The 24,448-nt window shown below is 32.6% G+C and carries 20 protein-coding genes; 4 read left to right on the top strand and 16 right to left on the bottom strand.

Translation table 11 applies throughout. The annotated features are described in order from the left end of the window. Positions 1 to 18: 18 nt before the first annotated feature. The 5 genes from AC2D8K_RS02790 to AC2D8K_RS02770 form a co-directional block, all read right to left on the bottom strand. Positions 19 to 2,025, bottom strand: a complete 2,007-nt coding sequence (locus tag AC2D8K_RS02790) for an FtsX-like permease family protein (protein WP_124228110.1) — start codon at positions 2,023 to 2,025, stop codon at positions 19 to 21. 5 nt (positions 2,026 to 2,030) lie between these two features. After that, positions 2,031 to 2,777, bottom strand: a complete 747-nt coding sequence (locus tag AC2D8K_RS02785) for an ABC transporter ATP-binding protein (RefSeq protein ID WP_124228109.1) — start codon at positions 2,775 to 2,777, stop codon at positions 2,031 to 2,033. A gap of 103 nt (positions 2,778 to 2,880) precedes the next feature. Continuing rightward, positions 2,881 to 3,777 carry a sensor histidine kinase gene (locus AC2D8K_RS02780; RefSeq protein WP_124228108.1) on the bottom strand — a complete coding sequence of 299 codons (897 nt, stop codon included), beginning with the start codon at positions 3,775 to 3,777 and terminating at the stop codon, positions 2,881 to 2,883. Between the two features lie 5 nt (positions 3,778 to 3,782). Beyond that, complete coding sequence (locus AC2D8K_RS02775; RefSeq protein WP_124228107.1) at positions 3,783 to 4,448, bottom strand: response regulator transcription factor; 666 nt, start codon at positions 4,446 to 4,448, stop codon at positions 3,783 to 3,785. A gap of 21 nt (positions 4,449 to 4,469) precedes the next feature. Continuing rightward, entirely contained in the window at positions 4,470 to 4,628 is a 159-nt protein-coding gene (locus AC2D8K_RS02770; RefSeq protein WP_002452059.1) for a hypothetical protein, read from the bottom strand. A gap of 254 nt (positions 4,629 to 4,882) precedes the next feature. Here AC2D8K_RS02770 and AC2D8K_RS02765 point away from each other — a divergent pair, with 254 nt between their 5' ends. After that, a complete protein-coding gene (locus AC2D8K_RS02765; protein WP_124228106.1) occupies positions 4,883 to 6,337 on the top strand; it encodes an alkaline phosphatase in 1,455 nt (484 codons plus the stop codon). A gap of 82 nt (positions 6,338 to 6,419) precedes the next feature. Here the strand turns inward: AC2D8K_RS02765 and AC2D8K_RS02760 are convergent, their stop codons facing one another. The 3 genes from AC2D8K_RS02760 to AC2D8K_RS02750 form a co-directional block, all read right to left on the bottom strand. Beyond that, positions 6,420 to 6,521: an SE2200 family small protein gene (locus AC2D8K_RS02760; RefSeq protein WP_484697963.1), complete on the bottom strand. Its 102-nt coding sequence runs from the start codon at positions 6,519 to 6,521 to the stop codon at positions 6,420 to 6,422. Between the two features lie 178 nt (positions 6,522 to 6,699). Further along, positions 6,700 to 8,163, bottom strand: a complete 1,464-nt coding sequence (locus AC2D8K_RS02755; RefSeq protein WP_124228105.1) for a poly-gamma-glutamate hydrolase family protein — start codon at positions 8,161 to 8,163, stop codon at positions 6,700 to 6,702. 236 nt (positions 8,164 to 8,399) lie between these two features. Next, on the bottom strand, positions 8,400 to 8,849 hold the full coding sequence (locus AC2D8K_RS02750) for a MarR family winged helix-turn-helix transcriptional regulator (RefSeq protein WP_484697961.1): 450 nt from the start codon (positions 8,847 to 8,849) through the stop codon (positions 8,400 to 8,402). A gap of 184 nt (positions 8,850 to 9,033) precedes the next feature. Here AC2D8K_RS02750 and AC2D8K_RS02745 point away from each other — a divergent pair, with 184 nt between their 5' ends. Then, positions 9,034 to 10,674, top strand: a complete 1,641-nt coding sequence (locus AC2D8K_RS02745) for an alpha-keto acid decarboxylase family protein (RefSeq protein WP_124228103.1) — start codon at positions 9,034 to 9,036, stop codon at positions 10,672 to 10,674. 135 nt (positions 10,675 to 10,809) lie between these two features. On the opposite strand, the gene AC2D8K_RS02740 is transcribed toward AC2D8K_RS02745, so the two are convergent. The 7 genes from AC2D8K_RS02740 to AC2D8K_RS02710 form a co-directional block, all read right to left on the bottom strand. After that, positions 10,810 to 11,022: a hypothetical protein gene (locus tag AC2D8K_RS02740; protein ID WP_124228102.1), complete on the bottom strand. Its 213-nt coding sequence runs from the start codon at positions 11,020 to 11,022 to the stop codon at positions 10,810 to 10,812. Positions 11,023 to 11,046: 24 nt separating this feature from the next. Then, positions 11,047 to 12,054 (bottom strand): ornithine carbamoyltransferase, encoded by a 1,008-nt coding sequence (gene argF / locus AC2D8K_RS02735; RefSeq protein ID WP_124228101.1) that lies wholly within the window; start codon positions 12,052 to 12,054, stop codon positions 11,047 to 11,049. A gap of 267 nt (positions 12,055 to 12,321) precedes the next feature. After that, positions 12,322 to 13,392, bottom strand: coding sequence for a CapA family protein (locus AC2D8K_RS02730; protein ID WP_462883323.1), 1,071 nt, complete (start codon positions 13,390 to 13,392; stop codon positions 12,322 to 12,324). A gap of 314 nt (positions 13,393 to 13,706) precedes the next feature. Then, positions 13,707 to 15,227, bottom strand: a complete 1,521-nt coding sequence (locus AC2D8K_RS02725; RefSeq protein ID WP_484697958.1) for a M4 family metallopeptidase — start codon at positions 15,225 to 15,227, stop codon at positions 13,707 to 13,709. A gap of 139 nt (positions 15,228 to 15,366) precedes the next feature. Then, positions 15,367 to 16,209 (bottom strand): M23 family metallopeptidase, encoded by an 843-nt coding sequence (locus tag AC2D8K_RS02720; protein WP_124228098.1) that lies wholly within the window; start codon positions 16,207 to 16,209, stop codon positions 15,367 to 15,369. 105 nt (positions 16,210 to 16,314) lie between these two features. Next, a complete protein-coding gene (gene isaB / locus AC2D8K_RS02715; protein WP_484697957.1) occupies positions 16,315 to 16,881 on the bottom strand; it encodes an immunodominant staphylococcal antigen IsaB family protein in 567 nt (188 codons plus the stop codon). Between the two features lie 156 nt (positions 16,882 to 17,037). Continuing rightward, a complete protein-coding gene (locus AC2D8K_RS02710; RefSeq protein ID WP_124228096.1) occupies positions 17,038 to 18,273 on the bottom strand; it encodes an ArgE/DapE family deacylase in 1,236 nt (411 codons plus the stop codon). Between the two features lie 112 nt (positions 18,274 to 18,385). Between AC2D8K_RS02710 and AC2D8K_RS02705 the strand changes: the two genes are divergently transcribed. Beyond that, positions 18,386 to 18,889, top strand: a complete 504-nt coding sequence (locus AC2D8K_RS02705; protein ID WP_124228095.1) for a hypothetical protein — start codon at positions 18,386 to 18,388, stop codon at positions 18,887 to 18,889. A 331-nt stretch (positions 18,890 to 19,220) separates the two neighbouring features. Here the strand turns inward: AC2D8K_RS02705 and AC2D8K_RS02700 are convergent, their stop codons facing one another. After that, on the bottom strand, positions 19,221 to 22,079 hold the full coding sequence (locus AC2D8K_RS02700; protein ID WP_484697955.1) for a YhgE/Pip domain-containing protein: 2,859 nt from the start codon (positions 22,077 to 22,079) through the stop codon (positions 19,221 to 19,223). A gap of 260 nt (positions 22,080 to 22,339) precedes the next feature. On the opposite strand from AC2D8K_RS02700, the gene AC2D8K_RS02695 reads away from it, so the two are divergent. Beyond that, a complete protein-coding gene (locus AC2D8K_RS02695) occupies positions 22,340 to 24,397 on the top strand; it encodes an amidase domain-containing protein (RefSeq protein ID WP_462883325.1) in 2,058 nt (685 codons plus the stop codon). The last annotated feature ends 51 nt before the right edge of the window (positions 24,398 to 24,448 follow it).

Below are 24,448 nucleotides of genomic sequence, written 5' to 3'. Positions count from 1 at the left end.
ACCAGTAGTTTATAAGTTTTATTTTTTTAATTGATTTACATAATTTAAGTATAAATAGGAAGTCACTTTATACATAAATAGGTAAAGTAAACTTACTATAACTACCACACTTAAAAAACTAATTATAAATATACCTCTACTAACTTCTCCAAATAATCCGAGTACATTATATATTATTTTTGAGGCAACCACTGTATGGAGTATACCTACAATGAACGGAACGCTGAATAACCAAATTAACTGTTGATCTAATATTTGTTTGATATCATCATTATCTAATCCTAGATGTGCCATTGTGACATAATGATCAACGTCTTCTTGTGCTTCTGATACTTGCTTATAGTAAATCATTAAGAATATACCAATCAATAAAATGAAAGAAACTAAACTTCCAACAAATATTAAGCCACCATTGAAGTTATAAAACATTTTACGAAATGATTCATAGCTAGTGATATTAATATGATATTTTTGTTCAATTTTATGAATATCCGGTGTGTCTTTCCCTTTTAAATCATACGCATTAAATTCAACCATCGTGTGAGTCACTTGATCGTCAGCTTTGGATGATGTTTTAGTATAATATTGGATGATTTGATCGCGTTCTTTGTCATTTTTAACGATTAAATTAATGTTTTCACTAAATCTTATAGAATTCACATTGGTTTCTTCAACTGGTTTAATATTAAAGGATCTTCCTCTTAGTACTAATTTGTCATTCAAATCCAGCATTTGCATGCTCGTGTTCACACCTATTTCATTTGATTTTAAATGTAGTGGGCGATTAAATTGATTATAATCATTCAATGTCATAATCGTAATAAACACATTTTTAGTACTCCAAGGATCAATATTGAACTTGTTTGGTGTGTTACTTGGTTTGAGTAAACGCCGATAATCCGAATGCTTATCTAAAAGCACATTAAACATGGATTGAGTATAGATTTTCGGTGTATCTGAATGTACATTTTGTTTAATATCTTTGGTTACTGCTTTAACCTTTTGAGCTACCTTTTCATCATGATGAAAATCACCTTCAACACTGGTAAGGTATTGATTTTTCCACATATTACGAACATTCTCACCCATACTTCTGTATGTTGTGACGGTCATCCCTAAAGTAACAATCAAAAACGTGCATAAAATCGCGATACTTGCTAACCCTACTGCGTTCGATTTCATACGTGCCCTTAATCCTGATATCAAAAAGAATCGTTTAGGTCGATAGTAAAACTTAGGCAACTTTTGTAACCTTTCAATGAGTAAAACACTTAATGAAATAAATAATAAATAGGTACCTATAAACACAAAAAAGATAGCAGCAAATAATGCCAAAATCGACTCTATTGGCGCATTATTTTGCAAGGCTATACGATAACCATTGCCAACACATAAAACACCGATCATTAATAAACTATAATTGAATACATTTTGAAATCGATAATCACGATATGCCTTCTCATTCATTATTTGCATTGGATTTTGCATAGTGACTTTAAATATATTAATAATTAATAAAAATATCATGACAATTGACAATAATAGCAATGTTATCCACATAGCTTTAAAATCAAATGGATAGGCACTTAGGTACCCTTCCCGTCCTGTCGTTACCTTACGAATGAACATAAATAATAGTGCACCGAATAAATATCCTCCAACGATACTCAATAATGAGATAATACAATATTTTACGAAGGATTCTATGAATATCATGATGCTAAGATGACGTTTTTCCATACCTAAAATAATATAAAGTGAATATGTCTTTTGTTGTTGTTTTATAACAAATTGATTCGCATAAATGATAAATATGATAGCTAATAATGACATAAATACATTTCCAATTATTGCAAAAACACCTAGTAATTGATGATGTTGTTGAATATATGTATTAGTGGTTAATGATAATAGTATGTATTCAATCGCAAATATCGTACTTGAAGACAAAATAAATGGTATGATGATATGCCGTTGCGTTACAAAATGGCGTTTAACAATTATCCAAATCATTGTTAGGGGCACGTTAACTACTCCCTTCCATTTATGATTGCTAAACTATCAGCAATTCGCTTTTGAAATGCTATCTGGCTTTCTTCGCCACGATATATCTCGTGATATAAACGGCCATCTTTAATAAAAACAACACGGTTGGCATATGACGCATCAATATTAGAATGCGTAACCATTAAAATCGTTTGTTGTTGTTGATTGAGGTGTTGAAATAATTGCATTAACTGTTTCGAACTTTTTGAATCAAGCGCCCCCGTTGGTTCGTCCGCTAATAAAAGTTTAGGGTGTGTAATAAGCGCACGTGCTATAGCAACGCGTTGTTTTTGTCCACCAGAAATTTGATTTGGAAATTGATTTAAGATGTCACTAATATGAAGTTGTCGACTCACTTTCTCTATACGTTCTTGCATCGTATGAACAGTTTGATTACTTAAGACCAACGGCATTAAAATATTATCTTTATTTGTCATTGATTCTAAAATATTAAATTCTTGAAAGACAAATCCTAGTTGTTCTCGTCGAAATTGAGCAATATCTCTTTGTTTCAATGACGCTAGGGATTGACCATTCAATTGAATGGTACCTTCCGTTAATTGATCAAATGTAGCAATCAGTTGTAATAATGTAGATTTACCAGATCCTGATTCACCCATAATGGCTACAAACTCACCAGTATCAACTAATAAATTCATATCGCTTAAGGCTTCAGTTCTATTTAAACCCTTTCCAAATACCTTTTTGACATGTTTGACTTCTAGTAACATATGGACGCTCCTTTCTAATACCAACTCTATTTTATATTAAAAAAGGACCAACAACATTTATAATTTCTTACAAATCTTGTTGGCCATCTTACAATTTTGAAAGTTAGCTTTGCATTGGAAAGCTAATTGTAAATTGTGTACCTTTATTCAATTCTGGTGTCACTTCAACATTTAAATTCAGATGTTGCGCAATATGTTTAACGATAAACAATCCAATGCCACTTGAGGATTCATTAAGGCTACCATTGTAACCAGAATATCCTTTGTCAAAGATTTTCGGCAAGTCTGCTTGGCTAATACCAATACCGTTATCTTTAATACATAATTGTTGAGAAGTTGAATCAAAGTCAATCCATATATCTTTTCCACGTGCATACTTTAATGCGTTATTTAGTATCTGTTCTATCAATATTGAAGTCCATTGTGCATCTGTTAAGACGCTATTATCAATAGATTGGTAATGAATTTTAGTGTGTTGTTCTATAAAGTGAATACGGTATTTCATGATTAAGGGTTTAATTAAATCATCTATAGTCACCTCGGTGATTGTCATATCAGACGCTTCATTAAGTAGTTTTAAATAACTGAGTGCTAAGCGGGTATAATTATCAATTTGTACAATTTCTTGTCTCACTTGATTGACAACATTAGGTTCATTACGCTCTAGTAATAGTTGCGATGCAGTGATAGGCGTTTTGATTTGATGTACCCAGGTTAAGAAATAACTTTCAACATCTTTACGATATTCAATTTGCTTGTTTTTCATTTCAAATAGTTCTTCTTCGAGTGACACTACTTTTTCTTTAAGTCTTTCTTCTTTTTGAAAACCTAAATAACTGATCCACCAATAAATACACATAATAAATAAAATGATTGCTACACCTAGTATTAACGCACTTTTAGGGAGTGAAAAAACGAAGAAAATGAGTACAAATAGTAAGGATATGAAAGTAACAATCGCTATTTCATTTTTAATTGATTTAATAAACGTTAGTAACATCTTATTTACACCCTATAACCCACATTTTTCTTCGTTTCAATAAAATCTGTTAAGCCAATTTGATTTAATTTTTTTCGTAATCGTGTCATGTTCACTGCCAAAGTATTATCATCAATATAATTTTCTGATTCCCAACATTTTTCAATCAGAGCTGTTCGATTCACAAATTTCCCTTCATTTTGAAACAACAGTTTAATGATTTGAAGTTCCGTTAAAGACAGTTGTGTCACCTCACCTTGGAACATTAACTTTGCCTCATCAGCAATCAGTTGACATCCTTTAACATTTAATTCGTTATTGGATACAGCTAAATCATAAGTTCGTCGTAATAAAGCTTGTACTTTTGCAACTGTTAACGATAAATTGAATGGTTTCTCAATAAAATCATCGCCACCCATTTGAATCGCCATAATTTGATCCATATTATCCGTCCGTGAACTGATAAATATAATAGGTACGTTTGATATTTTTCTAATTTCTTGGCACCAATGGAATCCATTTAAAGTAGGTAAATTAATATCTAGTAGTACTAAGTCAGGTAGATAGCTTTTGAAATCATCTAAAATATGAGAAAACTGTTTTGCCAACTTAACGTCATAGTTCCATTTTTTAAGTTCATTTGCTAAACTTTCTGCAATGACTAAGTCATCTTCTACTATCAAAATCTTCATTGAGATACACCTTTCGTTGCGTTACATAGATTTATCTTGATGTTGTGATTGATTTGAATCAGTTTGAGTATCATTTGATGCTTTTTTAGCAGCTTCATTCTTCTTTCTTCTTTTTTCTTCATAAATACTTAATGCAATAAAACCTATGATGAATAACGGAGATAACATAACAAATATCATTTTTTCACCTCGTTTATTTTAAGCATGAGTTTCCATGGTGTCAAAATGTCTTCCAATTTCTCTCTTGCTATACTCTATTTAATATCTATTTTACATGTTTATTATTAAAAGTACATTTGTTATGAATCATCCGTTCATAAAATCCCCTTTTATTCATGTTTACAATCTATTTACAAGAACCACACATTTAATCAAAATGCCTTGCTTATACTTAAATTGTAATACGTTTATACATATATTAGGGGGCTTTTTAAATGAAATCATTTAATCAATATACTAAATACTTGTTATCAGGTAGTATCGTTGCTGCAACATTATTAAGTAGTACGAATGTATCTTTAGCTTCTGGTACAAATACAGATAACAATAAGAAACAAAGTAATGATGAAGCTATTGCTTTCGGTAATACTAAAAACCCTAAAAATGTCATTTTCTTAGTTGGCGATGGAATGGGTCCTTCATTTAACACTGCGTATCGTTATTATCAAAACGATCCCTCAGCTAAATCGATGAAACCCACTACATTTGATAAATATTTAAAGGGTACTAACCGTACTTATCCTAATGACCCTAAAGAAAACGTGACAGATTCTGCGGCAGGTGCTACAGCGTTTAGTTCAGGTCATAAAACATACAATGGTGCCATTGGTGTCGATGCTAATAAAAATAATGTGAAAACTGTATTAGAAAGTGCAAAAGAAAAAGGTAAATCTACGGGCCTTGTATCTACAGCAGAAATCACTGATGCAACCCCTGCAGCTTATGCATCTCATGTTGATTCTCGTGATAAAAAAGATGAAATTGCGAAACAATTTTATAACGATAAAATTAACGGCAAACATAAAGTAGATGTCATTTTAGGTGGCGGTTCTAAATATTTTGGCAAAGAAAATGGGAATTTAGATCAAAAATTCAAAAAAGATGGTTACGATGTGGTTTCTAATAAAAATGAACTGAATCAATCAAAGAGCAATCAGGTGTTAGGTTTATTCTCTGAGAAAGATATGCCACTTCAAATTGATGCGCCAGAAAGCAACCCATTATTAGTAGATATGGAAAATAGCGCTTTAAGTAAACTTGAAAAGAATGATAAAGGGTTCTTCTTAATGGTAGAAGGTGCATCTATCGACAAAGCTGCACATCCAAATGATGTTACGGGTGTAATGTCTGAAATGCAAGGGTTTGATAAAGCTTTCTCAAACGCGATTAACTATGCTAAACAACATAAAGATACACTTGTTGTAGCAACAGCAGATCATTCTACAGGTGGTATGACCATCGGTAAAGGTAAAGATTACAAATGGAATCCTCAATCAATTCATCAAATGAAACATTCTGGTATGTATATGACAAAAGAAATTGCTACTGGTAAAGATCCTGAAAAAGTAATCAATGATGGCTATGGCATTGACTTCCCTAAAGAACAACTTGATAAAGTTAAAAAAGAAGCTAAAAAGCTGAAGAAATTAACAAAATCAGGCAAAGATGAAAAAGATCCAAAAGTTGTCGAACAAACGACACGTCTTCAAGATGCAATTCAAAAACCAATCAATGATGCATCTCATACAGGTTGGACTACTTACGGTCATACTGGTGAAGATGTAAATACGTATGCCTATGGTCCTGGATCTAATCAATTCAAAGGAAATAAAGAAAATACAGATAGTGCGAAAAACATCTTTGATTTCTTTGCTAATGACGTAAAATAAGCTTTGATATTAAATAAACCGAGATGAGCGTGACTCATCTCGGTTTATTTTAATGTATGCATCTATTTATTCATGATACATATTAATATTCAATATTAGGTGCTTGGTTTACATGGTTTTGATACTTTTTAAATCCATAGTAGCCTGCACCGACTAAAGTTAATAATATAGCGAATTTTTTCATCATAAAAACTCCTTTTTCGATTATTCATTTCAACTATCGCTTTGAAATTCTTATGACATAATTATACACTTTTTTTCAACAATTTTAAAAACCTTATTATCAATGGATTGAAAAAACATAAATTAAATTTAATATATATCGCCAACATTCTTTTTTCAATACACTCAACACGTTGATTTTAATGTGTTGATGTATCCGTAGTTTTAGATATTGCCATATGCAAAGCATCTGCAAATTGATACATTAACGGCGACCAATTATCTTCATTTTTTCGTGATGATGTACTCATATCTTGATTATTAAATAACGCTTTTCGTAATGAGGTCGTTAACTCTAATTGCACGCCAGTACTATTTTCATTTTTATTAATGAAATTATTCTCATTTAATCCCCCTAAATATTCAGGTGGAACTTGTACAGTAAAACCTCTACTTTCCAATTGTGATTGAATCTCATCTCTTAGGTCAGACTTAGCGCCGCCTAAGAATACAATTGGGTCGTCTCCTTTAGCTCCATGTATGGAAATGGTAGCCGATCGTCCTTCAACCATTTGATGTAAAGTTGGATCATCATAATGTGTCGACGTCACATGCAATTGTGTATTATTAGATGGTCTTATAGCTTCAAAAGAAAAATAATCATAACCACCTTGTTGTGCAAGTAACTTTGTTAACTCAGACGTACCTTGTTCTATATTACCTCCATGAGGTGCTACTATCAGAACTTGACTACCTTGGTCACGGGTTTCTTTCTTCCAATCTATACCTTCTTTAGTTTCTCGTTCAAGTTGGGTCATTGAAGTGTAATAATCTTTGTGTGCACTTTCAATCGGTTTGATAGGTTTAACATCCGTATTTGTACCTATCGCAGGTATTGTAGTTTCTTTCGAATTTGCGCTTTTTGGTGTTGTAGTTGATGTTGTCGATGTTACTGGTTTCGTTGATGAAACAGTCATCGTTGACGGTTTAGTACTTGATCGTGATGTAGATGTCGTAGGTGCTTTGGCAGTACTTGTTGATGTCTTGGATACCGTCTTCGATGTCTGGCTCGGTGGACGCGTCGTTGTAGATGTTTTCGTTGACGTTGTTGATTTTGATGGTGTTGTAGTTGTATGTTGTGTCGTATTTGTTGGTTTCGTTGTTGATGTCTTTGATACTGTTGGCTTTGTTATAGGTGATTTTGTTGTCGCATGGTTTGTTGAGGATTTCGTACTTGTGGTTCCACTTTTAGGATGTATAGACGTAGGTGCTTTTGCTGATGTTGGTTTTTGTGTATGACTCGTGCTTGTTTTAATCGTAGATGTTTGATTTGTTTTAGGAGCTGAAACAGATACCGCTTTGACTGTTTGAGTTGGTTGCTTAATAGCTGCTACTTTAGTCGTCGTTTTCACTGTAGTTGGCGCCTTAACTGTTGTTGTGACACGTTTCACAGCTTTCTTAGACTGGGATATATGAGGTGTTGTTGATGATGTTCGTGTTTGATTTTGAGCACTCGTATGGTTGTAAGTCGTTTGTAAAGTAGAAGCATGGGCAGTGGCTTGTTGAGTCACGACACTTATTGTTCCTAAACTAATTGACGCAGTGATTAAACCTAACGTAATTTTAACAATTGGTTTAGCTTTTTTAGTTACATATCTTTTCATTCATAAACTCCTTAAAATAAAATGCTTTTATCCTATGTTAACTTATCCATTGTAAATAGCAATAATTTTATTTAATATAACAACTATTTATTACATTATTAACAAAAATTTAAAAAAGAGTATGTATGATGTTAATATTTCCAACATTATTACTTAACATTTAGACTTTCTCATTACATTTCATAAAAATCCCCTATTGCATCATATGCAACAGGGAAAATTAGTAAAAGTATAAGTTAATCTTGTGTTTTTAAATGTTCAATATGTTTGAAGCCATCTCTTTGGTTGGCTAACGCTTCCATGATATCGTACCAATTGTTTCCTACTTTTTGTTGAATCATTTGTAATAGATGATCTTGTGCGTAATTGAGCTCATTAATTAACGCATTACCTTTTTCTGTAGCAAATAGCTGTTTAACACGACGATCTTGTTCGGATATTTGCTCTATAATAAGCTCTTTTTCTTTTAATGTTCTCAGTGTGGCATGAGAACCTTGCTTTGATATTTCCAATGTTTGAAGTAACTCTTTTATCGTAATTCCCGGTAATTTATTGATAAAAAATAAGAAACGGTGATGTTGGCGACTCATACCATATTGTTCGATAATGTCATCCGCTGTCGTAACAAAGGTTTTATAAGCAAAGTAAAATAACATATGTTCATAATCATTTTTATTTGTCGACATGTACTTTCTTTCCTTTTCTAATATTTAAGGTTCATTATAATAAAGTTTCCTATTTTAGTCATATTTTAGTCATGTTTTAGTCATGCTAAACTTTTCTAAAAGGTCAAGTTGATTGACTTTATTTCCACAAAAAGTTATCTTTTAATTGTAAAATGCAAATACATAAACAAAGGTGGTATGCATAATGAAACAACGTGTAGGACAATATTTAATGGATGCAGTTAATGCTGCAGGGGTAGATAAAATATTCGGTGTCCCTGGTGATTTCAATTTAGCCTTTTTAGACGATATTATTTCTCATGACCAAGTAGAGTGGATTGGTAATACTAACGAATTAAATGCGAGCTATGCCGCCGATGGTTATGCTCGAATTAATGGATTAGGTGCATTAGTTACTACGTTTGGGGTCGGAGAATTGAGTGCTGTTAACGGCATTGCTGGATCCTATGCTGAACGCGTACCTGTCATTGCAATTACTGGTGCACCCACTCGTGCTGTTGAGTCAGCTGGAAAATATGTTCATCACTCTTTAGGTGAAGGTACATTTGATGATTATAGAAAAATGTTTGAACCAATAACAACTGCGCAAGGATATATTACGCCAGAAAATGCAACAACTGAAATTCCTAGACTTATTCAAGCAGCGATCAACGAACGTCGTCCAGTTCATTTACATTTGCCAATCGATGTTGCAATGACTGAAATCGACGTGGCTAAGCCTTTCCAACCTGAAACACGTGATGATCAAGATGTATCTCGCTATATTCAAATGATTGAAGATAAATTACATTCTGCTAAACAACCTGTGATTATTACAGGGCATGAAATTAATAGCTTTGGTTTGCATTCTGAATTAGAACAATTTGTAAATCAAACTCATATTCCTGTCGTACAACTTTCTCTTGGTAAAGGCGCTTTTAATGAAGAAAACGAACATTATCTTGGTATCTTCGATGGCAGTATCGCCGAAGAAAATGTTAAAAACTATGTTAATCAAAGTGATGCCATATTAAATATAGGTGCGAAATTGACTGACTCAGCGACAGCCGGTTTCTCATTTGAATTTGATATCGATGATGTTGTGATGATTAATCATAACTATTTTAAAATGAATGAAACAATCACTGAACAAGTTGCACTACCTCATCTTTTAAATGGCTTAATGACAATTTCTTATAAAAACAAATCTGAGTTTCCAAAGTATCAACGACCACAAGAACATGACTATCAAGTTGATCATGAACCATTAACTCAAGCAACGTATTTCAAGATGATGCAAGATTTCTTACAACTAGACGATATTTTAATCGCTGAACAAGGTTCTTCATTCTTTGGCGCTTATGATTTAGCTTTATATAAAGACAATACCTTTATTGGTCAGCCATTATGGGGGTCTATCGGTTACACTTTACCTGCAACATTAGGTACACAAATCGCTGCACCGCATAGACGTAATGTCTTACTTATCGGAGACGGTTCACTGCAACTGACAGTTCAATCGTTATCAACAATGATTAGACAACAATTGAAACCGATTATATTTGTAGTTAACAACGATGGTTATACAGTGGAACGTTTAATTCATGGTATGAAAGAACCGTATAATGATATTCATATGTGGGATTACAAAGCGCTCCCTGCAGTATTTGGCGGAGATAAAGTAGTCGTCCATGATGTTAATACATCACATGAACTTAAAGAAACATTTGAAAAGATCAATGCACATAGTGATTGCATGCACTTTGTTGAAATGAAAATGGCAGTTGAAGACGCGCCAACTAAATTAAGTGATATTGCTAAAGCATTTGCTTCACAAAATAAATAATAGAACATAAAAGAGGTTGAGACGCAAATTTTTGGTGCTCTAGGAACGCTCACGATTCGACAAAATTGGGAAAACCATTTTGCTCATCGTTAGGTTCTGCTCAAATCCTAAACACTTTTGTCTCAACCTCTTTATTCATTTTTGATTAATTATCTTTTCAGATTCTAACTTTGCTATAACATCATTAATAGTTTCGTTTTGAATCTCTGTCTTCATATCTTCGTGTATTTCATTTTCTATCATAGGATAGATGTGATCAATAATTTGCTTACTCGCTATTTCGCCTATTTCTATTTCATAGTTTTCATAAAGAAATGACTTTAATGCTTTAGAGACTTCTATAATCATGCATAACACCTCATTTGTAATCTCTTATTTTATGCCACCTAAAGTTAATGCCATTATGGCTTTAATAGAATGTAAACGATTTTCTGCTTGTTTAAAAACAATAGAATAAGGACTATGAAAGACCTCATCTGTGATCTCCATTTCTGATAATCCATATTTTTCGTAGACATCTTTGCCTACTTGCGTTTGTGTATTATGGAAAGCTGGTAAACAATGCAGTACTTTCACATCAGGATTTTGTATCTTTTGAATTAATGACATATTGATTTGATAAAGTTGTAATGTCTTAACTCTCTCTTCTATAACATCTGTTGGTTCTCCCATTGAAAACCAAACATCCGTATAAATAGCATCCGTTTGATAAACAGTCTTTTCAATATCACTACTGATTTGAATCGTTGCGCCTGTTTGTTCCGCATAGTCTTTAGCCATCGTTACCACATGCGATTCCGGCAAGCGAGATTCTGGAGCCACAATATTCATATTGATGCCTAATAACGCCCCTGTAACTAATAAGTCATTCGCTACATTATTTCGAGCGTCTCCAATATATGTTAATGTCTTACCTTTTAACGTCCCCCACTCTGCTTTGAGTGTCATAAAGTCCGCTAACATTTGTGTAGGGTGCCATTCATTAGTTAAACCATTCCAGACAGGTACATTTGCATGTTGGGCTAGTGTTTCAACATCATTATGATCATGTCCTCTAAATTCGATACCATCATACATACTTCCTAGAACCTTTGCCGTGTCATATATACTCTCTTTTTTACCTAAATGAATCTCTCCCTGTCCAAAGTAATCTACTTGAACACCTAAGTCGTGGGCCGCAACGCTAAAGGCTGCTCGTGTACGTGTAGATGGTTTTTCAAATATAATGGCTATATTTTTATTTGTTAATAATTGATGTGATTGATTATTTTTCTTTTCTGCTTTTAATTGTTGTGCCTTATCTATGATGTAATTCAATTCATCTTTAGAATAATCGGTCGATTTTAATAAACATTTACCTTCAAAGTTAAACTTGCTCATGTCATCAACTCCTTGATAACATCTTACAACATAGTAAATATAAATTCAATAAATTGTTTATTTATGCATTATATTAATATGATCCTATTACCCATTCTATTGATTTTATGGGCATTAAAGGAGTAAAAATGATTTATTGTTGTATACATCATTAATATAATGAATATCATTTACAATGTTTCTCATGAAACATTTAACGATGTTGTTAGGTAACAGTGTGTTAAATATTTCTAGTAACACAATTGTTTTCAGAAGCTAACGTATTTTTTATAAACTGTCTTCATCTAAAAATCTTTCATTAATAACCTCTTTAGTTATTTGTTGTAATCGCAATTTGCTCATTTCAGAATTCGGGTCATAATTTCGATCATGTTTACTGATTAAACGTTCATCAATATCCTTTAATGGATATATTTTAAAGTTCACTTTACTGTTTTTGTTGTATATATTACTTAATTCATAATAATTAACCATACTTCGCCATTTAACGTTTTCGATTTTTACTGCTTTAGGCGTTTGCATTATTTTAAATTCTATTCTACCGAGTAAGTCATTACTTTCATTTCCAGTTTCCTGTCCATTCAAAAAATTTCCTAGGGAATAAGCCACTAATGTGCGATGATGATCCTTACCTTTAATCCATTCAACTAGTTGTATAACATGAGGATGTGTACCTAGTACAACATCCACCCCTTCATCAGCAAATAACTTTGCATATTTTCGTTGTATTGGATTAGGTTGATGAGCGCCTTCATTCCCCCAGTGTGCCGATACAAATATGACATCCGCTACTTCTTTGGCTTGTTGTATATCCTTCTTAATTTGTTTGTCATCAAAATAGTTGATTTCGTATTGATGTTTAGGCTTAATTTCATTAGTACCAAATGTATAACTAAGCAGTGCTATATTGATACCGTTTATCTTTTTGACAGCCACCTGATCATGATCCTTTTGCGAATCATAAACACCTGTAAACAACACTTTACTTTTATATTTATCCCATTGTTGAATATGATATTTCAGTCCTTCGTCACCTTGATCTAATGCATGGTTATTAGCTCCATTAATAAAATTAAACCCTGTTTCTACCAAACTATCTGAAATATCCCTAGGTGTGTTAAATCGTTTAAATCCATGATAAGGGCGATGATCTCCACCAATTGGAGATTCTTGATTGATAAAAGCAATATCTGCCGCTTGAATATCTTTTTTTATATGTTGATACATAGGGTTAAAATGATATGTAACACCATCTGATTCAAGTGCATCCTTATATACATTAGGATGTATTAAATTATCGCCTACCGCTACAACTTGTGCCTCTTGCTTTAAATCCATCCGATATACCATCGTGCTAACTAACAAAAATAAAAGACAAAATCGATATTAAATAATACTTTTTCAATGTTGTATCTCCTCATATACAATATACATACAACATTACTATATTCATGAACAAAAACAATGTTATTAATTTTAAATTTATGTAAATTATTATTTTGCAAAACAAATAAGGTAGTGCATTTTAATCATTTGACTATTAATTATCTCCCAAAAATTAGACTGCTCGTTGTCTAACGTTAGACAACCCTAAGTGTCACCCCATAAAACAAGCCTCCCACTGCGCTTATCTCAGTGAAAGGCTTGATAGTTTAAACGCCAACATCTTCCCATGATCGATTAACTTTATCTGCTGTAGATTTATCATATAAATCAAGTGCGGCTTGATGTAATGATTTTTTAGCATCTGCAAAATTTGAATTAGAAGATAAATATTGTGTTAACGTTCTATAATAAATTTGTTCGGCTTTATCTTTACCAATACGTTTTATCGTTAAATATGCAGCTTTATTAGGGATACCTGAATTAGTATGCACGCCACCATTATCTTCTTGTGTTTTAGAGTAATGTTTCATATGCGCAGGTTGATCATACTTTTCAGGATTAGACATACTTCTTAATGCATCACCTTTAACATTAGGTGTGTATATATCCTCACCAATTAAGAAATTATCACTATCAATAAAGTATGCAAAGACATCTGAGAAACTTTCGTTCAATGCACCGGATTGATTTTCATAAACTAAATTGGCTGTTTCTTGAGTTATACCATGTGTAATTTCGTGAGCTACCACATCTTTAGCACCAGAGAATGGTAAATAATTATCATTGTCTCCGTCTCCATAAATCATTTTATCGCCAATCCAAGCAGCATTGTTACGATTATCTTCATTTTCAAATTGATTCACATGAGTTAATGAATCGATAGGGCTCCCTTTATCATCATATGATTCTCGACCGAATTTATTTTTATAGTAATCATACACATCTTTAGCATAATCGTTCGCATCAACACCAGCATGTTGTGACTTGTCTATGAAATCTTTACCTTTATCAGTCATTAGTTTTGAACTGCTATCCTCATCATTATAATCATAAGCTGAAATATTTCCCTTATGTGTCACATCTTTCAATTCATAGCTATCATCATTACTATTAATATTAATTTTTTTCGTTTTGTTTAATACGCTTTTACCATTACCTTCAGTATGCGCATGTTGGATATTATTTAGTTTATTAACGATTTCACCAGTCTCAGCATCAACTTGAATAGTCCAATGAGATATTCTTGGAGAGGTCGTTACAATTTCAACCTGATAAACATATTTGTTATTTTGACCACTAATTTGAATGTCATTCTTTTTAATAACATCATTTTTAAAGTTTTTAGCTTTGTCAGATGACATTGAAATAGCTTCAAATGCTTTATCGATAGCTTCCTTTTTATGGATTTGAACAGTATTGCTAGGTTTTATTTCACTACCACCTGTGTCACCATTGATAAGTACAACCTTACCTTGAGGATTAGTATGTATTTTAACTTCTCTATCAGGAACATATGCATTTTTAAACTTTGGTTGTAATGTATAGTGTGTATAGCCTAATTGATCTGTATTGACGTCGACTGTTTTATAATGCTTAAATTGCTTTTTAGCATTTTTATCATTGGGTAATAATTTTAATGCCTGAAATGCTTTATTCTTATCCTTAATTTCTAATTTATTTTGATTTGTTGAATGATCATTCTTTGCATTTACTTGTCCACTATAAAATGAACTACTTATAGCTATTACTGAAATACTAGAAATGATAGTTTTAGACAATCGTTTCATATTAATCCTCCGTATATGTTTAAATTTTAACCTCTACTCATACTATTTATATTTTTGTAAAAAGTAAATGAAAATTACATAAAATTCAATACATATACGTTGTGTTTTGTAATATAATATATTAAATTTACCAAACTTTTTATCTGCGAATCGTTTCACCTTTGATAGGTGTCCTATTATTTTCAAAATTAACTTTGAGTGATTGCCCTTCTAATAAACTAGGTTGATTACTAACTTGAAAATGAATATGAGGCTCTGACGAATTACCTGAATTTCCACAAAGACCTATCATAACGTTATCCGTTATTTCATCACCAATATTCACTTTGATCGAATGTTGTTTTAAATGTCCAATTAGACTAAATTCATTTGTCGAATGCTTTATCATGACATAATTTCCAAGTGGTTGTCTTTGATTCGTTTGCCCTATACGATTATCTTTTATATTATTTTCAATATCGACAACCACGCCATTTAATGGTGCATAAACTGGAGTATTATAGGCATAATAGTGTTCACATCGCATGCCATCTTCAAAATAGCTCATTCCTGAGTCTTTATTTATCTTTATAAAATCATATGCATACCTTTGTGTTTCTAAAGGATAATGATAATTGAATAGTTCGTTATCGCCTCCCCAATAAACAAACCATTCATCATTAAATGGAAATTGATATGTTAAAGTTGTGTGTTTATCTTTAAAATAATACAACGGTTTAAACAAAAGTGCCGATATTTTTCCGTGAGTGACATGGATTGAAACACCATAGTTTTCAAATGCATCTAACCAAACATTCTCATCATACTTTTCAGTCCCAATGTCTACAAAGCATTTGTGTTGATGCGCAAATCTATTGTAGTCTTGTATCAATTTTTTTAATGCTTTCTTGGAAATTTGCTTTTTCATTTCTTTAGTAAAATATGAATAAAGTGTTTCATAATCATTTTGTTCAATCATATTCATGAAGCCTTTAAAAATCACTATAAATAACCTCCTTTGTAGTGATCGTTAACTTCAATCTATCATAATTAAATCTATCAAAAAACAGACATCCTATATAAGGACGTCTGTTCATATCATTCTATCTTATTTAATTTTATCCATCGTTTTATCTTTTTGAATCGCTACTTTGGTTTTTTCATAGCCAATGACAATGCGGTCGATTTTACCTTTTGATGCATCGAACCATACTGCTTTGCCATTTTTCTTAGGTTGGTAGTAATAAATACCAGTTGTATTATTTTTACCATTATCTACTTTTTTTAAATCTTTACCATAAGATTTTTGTAAATCTGTTAACTTCAATTGCTTTTTCAATGGAATATCGACTAATGAAGCTTTTTTAGATTTTTTATCATATTGACGGAATAATTGGTCTGATTTGATTACTGTTTGAGTTGATTGAGTTGGTGCAATTTTAATACCATTAAATGTAACGTTGCCAGCTTTAATCGCATTTTTGAAATTTTTATCTAAAGTAAACTTCGCATCATAACCTGCGTTACCTTTATAAGTATAGTAAGCTGATTGGTGTTGCTGTGTTGTTGATGCATGTGCCGTATGATTTATTACTGGCGCTACACTCGCTGATGCACTTAATAATGTACCGAAAGCTAATGTAGACGCAATGATTGATTTTGTCTTTTTATTCATAACGTATCCTCTCTTTCTTTACCCACAGCTTCTTTGCTTATGGGTCTTCTAAATTATACGTCATCAACTAAAGACATACAATTAAAAGTGATAGCCCTTACAGTTTTGTCATATCTAATTTATGATTGAATTTAATATTTTATCTTACACGTCTTATCAATTTTCATTTAGATAAGTCAGTAATAATTCAATATAGTAATCGATAAATTTTAAATAATGAACTTTATTAACACATTCATCTATTTGATGTGGTCCTTGATCTGGCCCTATCATTAAGAATGGAAATGCTTCGCTTTTACTTTTTAATAAATTAGATGCATCCGTAACGGCAACTGTTGGTGTATCTATCAAAGCAGAAGAATCAAAATATGTTTGAGCCAGTTGATGCCCTAATTTAAATAAGTGATTGTCGCCCATTGTTACAACTGGGTCAAGATCTAAATAGATGTCATGAGTTAGATGTGCCCCTCTTTGATTCGCTTCGTTGATATATTTCTCGAATAGTGCTTTAACTTTTGTATTATCATATTCTGGAATCGTACGAACATTGAATGTTGCAGTTGCATGATCAGGGACAGAATTGACTTGAGAACCACCATTAATCATGCTATTGGTCATCACAAGTCCTTGAATTCTAGTTTGAACTTCGTCTTTACTTACAAAACTAGGCAATTGATCAGCCATCTGATTGACCATATTACCATAATCTAGCGCCGTCCCTTTTATACTTTGGGTAATGTCTTCATATGCTTGATTAATATTTTGAATCAATTCAATAAGTGGTGTAATTGCATTTTCTCCCATAAAAGGTGTAGAACTATGACTTGAACGACCCTTAGATGTGATTTTAATATCCATTGATCCTTTATGAGCATATACAATACTTGGATAAGATGGTTCTGCGATGACTAGGGCATCGACATCATCTATGTAACCTTTACGATATAATTGTTCTGATCCTGCTTGTTCCATTTCCTCTCCAGCAGTTGCTAATAATTTAATGGTACCATTTTTTAATTGTCCACTTGCTTTAATTTCAATCATTGCGATGACTAAGGCAGCCAATCCCGACTTCATATCCGCAGCGCCTCGTCCGTATAAATGACCATTTCGTTCAGTCAATTCAAATGGTGGCGATGTCCAATCATCATGGTTCCCTTCATTTACAACATCCATATGTCCTGATACTGCAACGACTGGTTTACCAGACCCTATGGTTGCGATGAGATTTGCACGTTGACCTGAAATATAATCAATGTGTGTGTCAATATCATATTGATTAAGCCATTGGGCTAAATATTGTGCTACAGCTAATTCATTATCATTGACTGAAGGGATAGCCACAATTTCTGATAAAATTTCGACCTTTTGTTCATTAGTTAATACACTCATATATGTCACTTACTTTCCTATTATTTTAAAATATCGTTAAATGTTGTGTTCTTATTCAAAAATTTGATTATAATATAGTTAATGATTATCGAAGTTAATGGAGGATACACTTTTGAAGAAATTACTAGCAAGCATTGTTATTTTTGCACTTGTATTAGCTTTAGGATTTTCTGTTTTTGCAGCTTTGACACACCAAAATAAATCATCTCTTCATAAAGCCGAACACAAAACTGAGGAAAAAGATAAAAAGAAAGCATCAAAAGATAAAGCGGAAAAAACTACAACAAATCAAGAATCTGTTCAAGCTGAGCCTACGAATTCACAACAAAATAATGTAAACAGTTCCAATCATTCAGCTAATCAACAACCAACTCAAAAATCATCCCAGGCTAATCATCAGACATCACCTAGCCAATCAGCTCAATCTAAACCGTCAAATCAGCCGGCACGTACACAACAATCTGAACCAGTAAATAAACCAAAGGCAAGTACTGAATCAGCACAAGGTCAAGGCGGTCAAGGTGGCCAAGGATCAAATAACAATAATAATGCAAATCGCTCAGCTCAAAACAATAGCACTTCAAACAAACAAACAAAGCAAATCAGAATAATATAAAAGACAGGATTAAGTCATTCTCATTGGCTCTTACTTGAGCTGAATGCCTTATCCTGTTTTTTTATTAAACACTCAATGATTCATGAGTCTGATTTGAATCAAAATTTCTTCTAAATACCTTTAACTAATCTAGTGGAATCTCATACCACCATCAACGATAATTGTTTGTCCAGTAATATACTACACACGCTCCTTAAATGTATTCACTTATTATAATATCACTCAAGAATATATTTTTTGTGTATAACTCGTGTCTTAATGTATATTACATAAAAAAATTCTAGCACTTAAGGCATACATATAATGCCTAAGTGCTAGAAACTCATTCACTTTATTCTGTTACATTACTTTCATCAACTTTAGATGAAACTTTTCTCATCAATGGATCTGTGATTGGTTTTAAAATAACACCAACTATGATAAATCCTAATCCAAATAATGCTAAGATAATCACTTTTGTAATTAATATTTCTGGAACAATACCCCCTACCGTTTCACGTAAAGCATCAATCGCATACGTAAATGGTAAATATGGCGATATCGCTTGGAAGAACTTAGGCGTCGTTTGAATTGGGAAGGTACCTCCACCACCTGCGATTTGTAATACTAAGAAAATAATCGCAATCGCTTTACCTGGGTTTCCTAATAACGATACACAAGTATAAATAATTGAGTTAAATACCAGTGAACAGAACACTGCTATCGTCACAAATAATACTGGCGACTCGACGGCTGCTTTTAATATAACTAAGTCTCCAATTGATACAATTAATGCTTGCACTATACCTAGTAGGAAGAAGAAGCCTGCTTTACCCATGAAGATTTCTCTAGGACTAAGTATTGATTTTAAAGACTCATGTTTGTTATCTACGGATAATAAACTAACCATTAACAATCCTCCTACCCATATGGATAAGGCTGTATAAAACGGTGTCATTCCTGAACCATAATCTTTAACTGGGAACACGTCCGTTGTCTTTTTATTTATTGGATGTGCAATGACATCAGCTTGCTTTTTCAAATCATTTTTCAATACATCGATTAAATTATCTACCGCATCGTCTTTATCTAATTGTTTAAATATTTTATTGGCTTTCTTCAAATCTTTCTCAACACCTGGTAATTTATTTTCTGAGAAATCCGCTAAATTTGACAGTGCTTCTTTAGCTCTTGGTTGGTTCTCATCTAATAAATTCACCGCATTATCATATTTACTAAATAATGATGGTAAATTGTCATTGACTGCTTGAGTAGCATTCGCTAGACGTTGTTCTAATCCAGGTAAGTCATTACGCACAAAGTCTGCCGCTTTAGCTACATCTTTCTTCACTGTAGGGAAGTAATCTTGCGCTGTTTTCATTGCGCTAATATACGTTTGTTCTATACCTGGTAATGCTGTTTGAATACGATCAATACGTTTTTTACCACTATCTAATATACTTTGTCCTGAATCAATCACCTGATTGATTGAATTTAATTTAGATTGAACGGTTGATAATGCTTGTTGACCTGATGCCAATTGTGACGTAATATCATTCGAAATGTTTAATAAACTTTGATTTAATTCTTTCTTAACATAAGTACGGAATTGACTTAATGTCTTATTCGTATCACCAATTTTATTCAACACATTTATCGCTTCTGATTTACCAGAACTACCATTTGATAAGGCATCGATTAATTGATTGGTTGTTTTCAACTGATCATTGAGTTGATTATTGGCTGTTTTTATTTGCTTAATTTCTTTTGATAAATCAACATCTTCGTTTTTCTCAAGCTCTGATAATATATCAACAAATTGTTGATTATATTTCGTAGCATTTTCTAAACGAGATGATACATTTTCTAACGGTTCTTTAAACTCAGTCGGTTTGTCTGATGCCAAAATACCGTATGAGATATGTTTCAATGCATCCATATCTTTTTGAGATGCTTTGGCCTGAACATCACTTAAATTAGAAAGTGATAATAATGATTCAGTCAATGCTGTATTCATTGATTTAACATCATTTGAACTTACTAGCTCATTTGACTGGTTACTTTCATTATCACCGGAAGTACTTAATGATTGCGTCTTGATTCCAGATTGATAACTATTTCCCTCGTCGTGTTGTTTATTATGAGCACTTTGTTGACGCGCACCTTTCTGACGTAAACCTTGGTTAACATCATTATTTACATTTTGGGCACGTCCTGCTGCATCACGATAATCACCAACTCGATTTTGAACTTGTGTTAAAAATCCTTTAGCATCTGTGAGTTGGTCGTTCGCAGCATCAATACCTTGCCCCGCTATAGAGACACCTCTATTGATTTTAGGAAATTGTGCCGGTACATCATTCGCTGCTACATTTAGTACTCTTTCAATATCAGGCATATAATTATTCAGCGCTATTATTAATTTGGCCTTTTCATTTAATGCTGGTATTGATGAATTAACTTGATTTAATCTTTCTTGTGCATCTAAAATATCACCTTTATAATTACCTAAATTTCTAAATTGATTCGCATAGCGATCAAGGTCATCTTGGTGTTCATTTAAATAGATGATTTTATTTTTAAACTTATTAATTTCTGGCAGAGAATTATTTGCTGCATAGACCGCATTTTTGATTTTATTAATTGTTGGCACTTCATCTTCAATTTTCAGACCTACTTTATTCGCCTCTGAAAGTAATGCTCTCGTCACGGTTTGATTAAATTGTTCGTTAGCTTTTTCTACCACTAATGAAGAACCTGTATCTGTTAATTTCGCCGCAACCGCATTGATTTTCTGATTGACTTTGAAATCGACATCCGCTTTTTCAGGGTGTTTCCTTAATGTTCCCGTAATTTGATGTGTAAACTTGCTCGGTATGTATATGCCTGCATAATATTTCCCCATTTTAATTTCATGATCTGCTTTTTCACGGCTAACAAATTGCCAATCAAAGCTATCATTTTTCTTGAGGGTTTGTACCATTTTATTACCTACATTAATCTCTTTCCCTCTAACTTTGTCACCTTTATCTTCATTGACAATCGCTACTTTAATATGGCCTGTATTTCCATATGGATCCCACATTGCCCATAAGTTAAACCACGCATAAAATGAGGGTAATATGGCTAACCCCGCTAATATGATCCAAACTGCTGGTGTTTTAGCAATTTTCTTTAAATCTGTTTTAAACAGCTTTAGTGCGTTTTTCATTGTCACACTCCTAAAAACGATTGATTAACTTTCCTATCTATTATTGATATCGCCATCATATTTATACTTATTTTACCAAATGTTAGATTACATTTTTCCAAAAACAATTTATTTTTCTGATAAAGGTTAGTATAATTAAGTTTACTAGATTATTTCAATTTGTTGATACATATCAACTATAAATGTCATAAGTTAAATTATAACAAATGTCCAATATGTATCTCAATCATTTTTCAAATATTTAAGGGAGCTAATCACAGATGTCTAAAGATAAATTCTTGATATATTTACTTACAACTACATTAATTGTGCCATCTTTCTCAACAGCACCCATAGCTAATGCTGCAGATGACCACTCAACAACGCCGTCTTCATCATCACAACAGCGTAATACTCAAAGTGACAATGATTCAACAAACAATAATAATAAACGTACTAAAGGCACACAAGACGATGATGAAATGGACACACCACAACAAAAGCATGAAAAAACTAAGAAACCATCACGTGAAGACACTAAAATGGATGAACAAGACAAAGCGCAACAACAAAAAAATCATCACGGAACACAAACATCTGTTACAGATGATAATTATAAAAAATCACATCAATCAACAAATTTAATTAATCAATTTTATGATGGATTATCCACGCATCAATCTGACTTTAATCGATTATGGTCTCCAGACCAATATGACAATAGTTTTAGTTTAACAACTTTAATTCAAAATCTATTTCATTTTGACTCTGATATTTCAGACTATGAACAACCTTCTCATGAAGAAGATGATACAAATGTAACGTCTGAAAATGAACAATCGAATAATAATGATGCGATGACTGATAATGGTCAAGATACAGATAATAGCGATAGCTCTGAAAAGGATCCACAACAAGACGAGTCTATTAAAGATAACCAATCTATTAATAATAACGAAGATGAAAATAGCAACCTAACAGACCAAGATCATCATTCACAAAGTGATGAAGTTCAAGATCATCAACAAGGCGATAACAATCAACAAGATCATGCTTCAAATCAATCGAATGGTTCTAATGAGAATGACAAGTCAACATCACATCAAAGCATTTCCGACTCAGCAATTGATTCAATTTTAGATGAGTATAGTGAAGATGCAACGAAAACGCAAAAGCAGTATCAAACATCTAAAGATAAACACACTCAAGATGAAAAACAACAAGATACAACACCAAACAATACAAAACATCAAGACGTCAATCCTCAACTTCCAACACCGGATGAATTAAAACATAAAACAAAGCCCGCACAATCATTTGAAGGTGATTTTAAACAATCAAATACACGTGCCACTGGATTGTTTCAACAATTACCTAAAATAGAAAACAGTACTTTAACAGATGGTGATATCAATATCGTTGATAGTAAAAGTACGAGAGATTTTATTAAAACGATTGCCAAAGATGCACATCAAATAGGTCAAAAAGAAGACCTCTATGCCTCAGTAATGATGGCACAAGCTATTTTAGAATCTGATTCTGGTAATAGCGCTTTAGCACAAAAACCTAATTTTAATCTATTTGGCATTAAAGGAACTTATCAAGGACAGTCTGTTTCATTTAATACTTTAGAAGCTGATAGTACAAATAACATGTTTAATATTACAGCTGGTTTCCGTAAATATCCTGATACAAAAGCATCACTCGAAGATTACGCACGTTTAATTAAAAAAGGTATAGATGGTAACCCTAACATTTACCGTCCAACATGGAAGAGCGAAGCGTCTACTTACCAGTCAGCAACTTCTCATTTATCACGTACTTATGCGACTGATCCTAATTATGCTAAGAAATTAAATAGTATTATAAAACATTATCATTTAACTGATTTTGATAAGAAAGAAATGCCAAGTTTGGATAAATATAATCATACGATTCATAGCGATGATCAATCACAATCAAGTTTCAAACCATTCGAAGAAAACAAAGGAAGTTCAAGCTATCCACAAGGACAATGTACATGGTATGTGGATCAGCGTATGAAACAATTTGGTCAATATATTCATAGTAATTTAGGCGACGCACATCATTGGAATAATCGTGCAGCACGGGAAGGTTATCAAGTATCTTCAACACCTAAAAAACATACAGCAGTCGTTTTTGAAGCTGGTCAATTAGGTGCGGATACACAATATGGTCATGTTGCATTCGTAGAAAAAGTTAACGCTGATGGTTCAATTATCATTTCAGAATCAAATGTGAAAGGATTAGGCGTTATCTCATATAGAACGATTGATGCTGATGATGCATCACAATTGGATTATATAACGGGTAAATAAATCACTCGGATTACACCATTAAAAAGAGCGAGACAAAGTTAACTTTGTCTC

This window comes from Staphylococcus sp. 510 (genome assembly GCF_057219715.1).
Note: the sequence above shows the minus strand (reverse complement) of the source record. Positions and strands in the feature narration are given on the sequence as shown.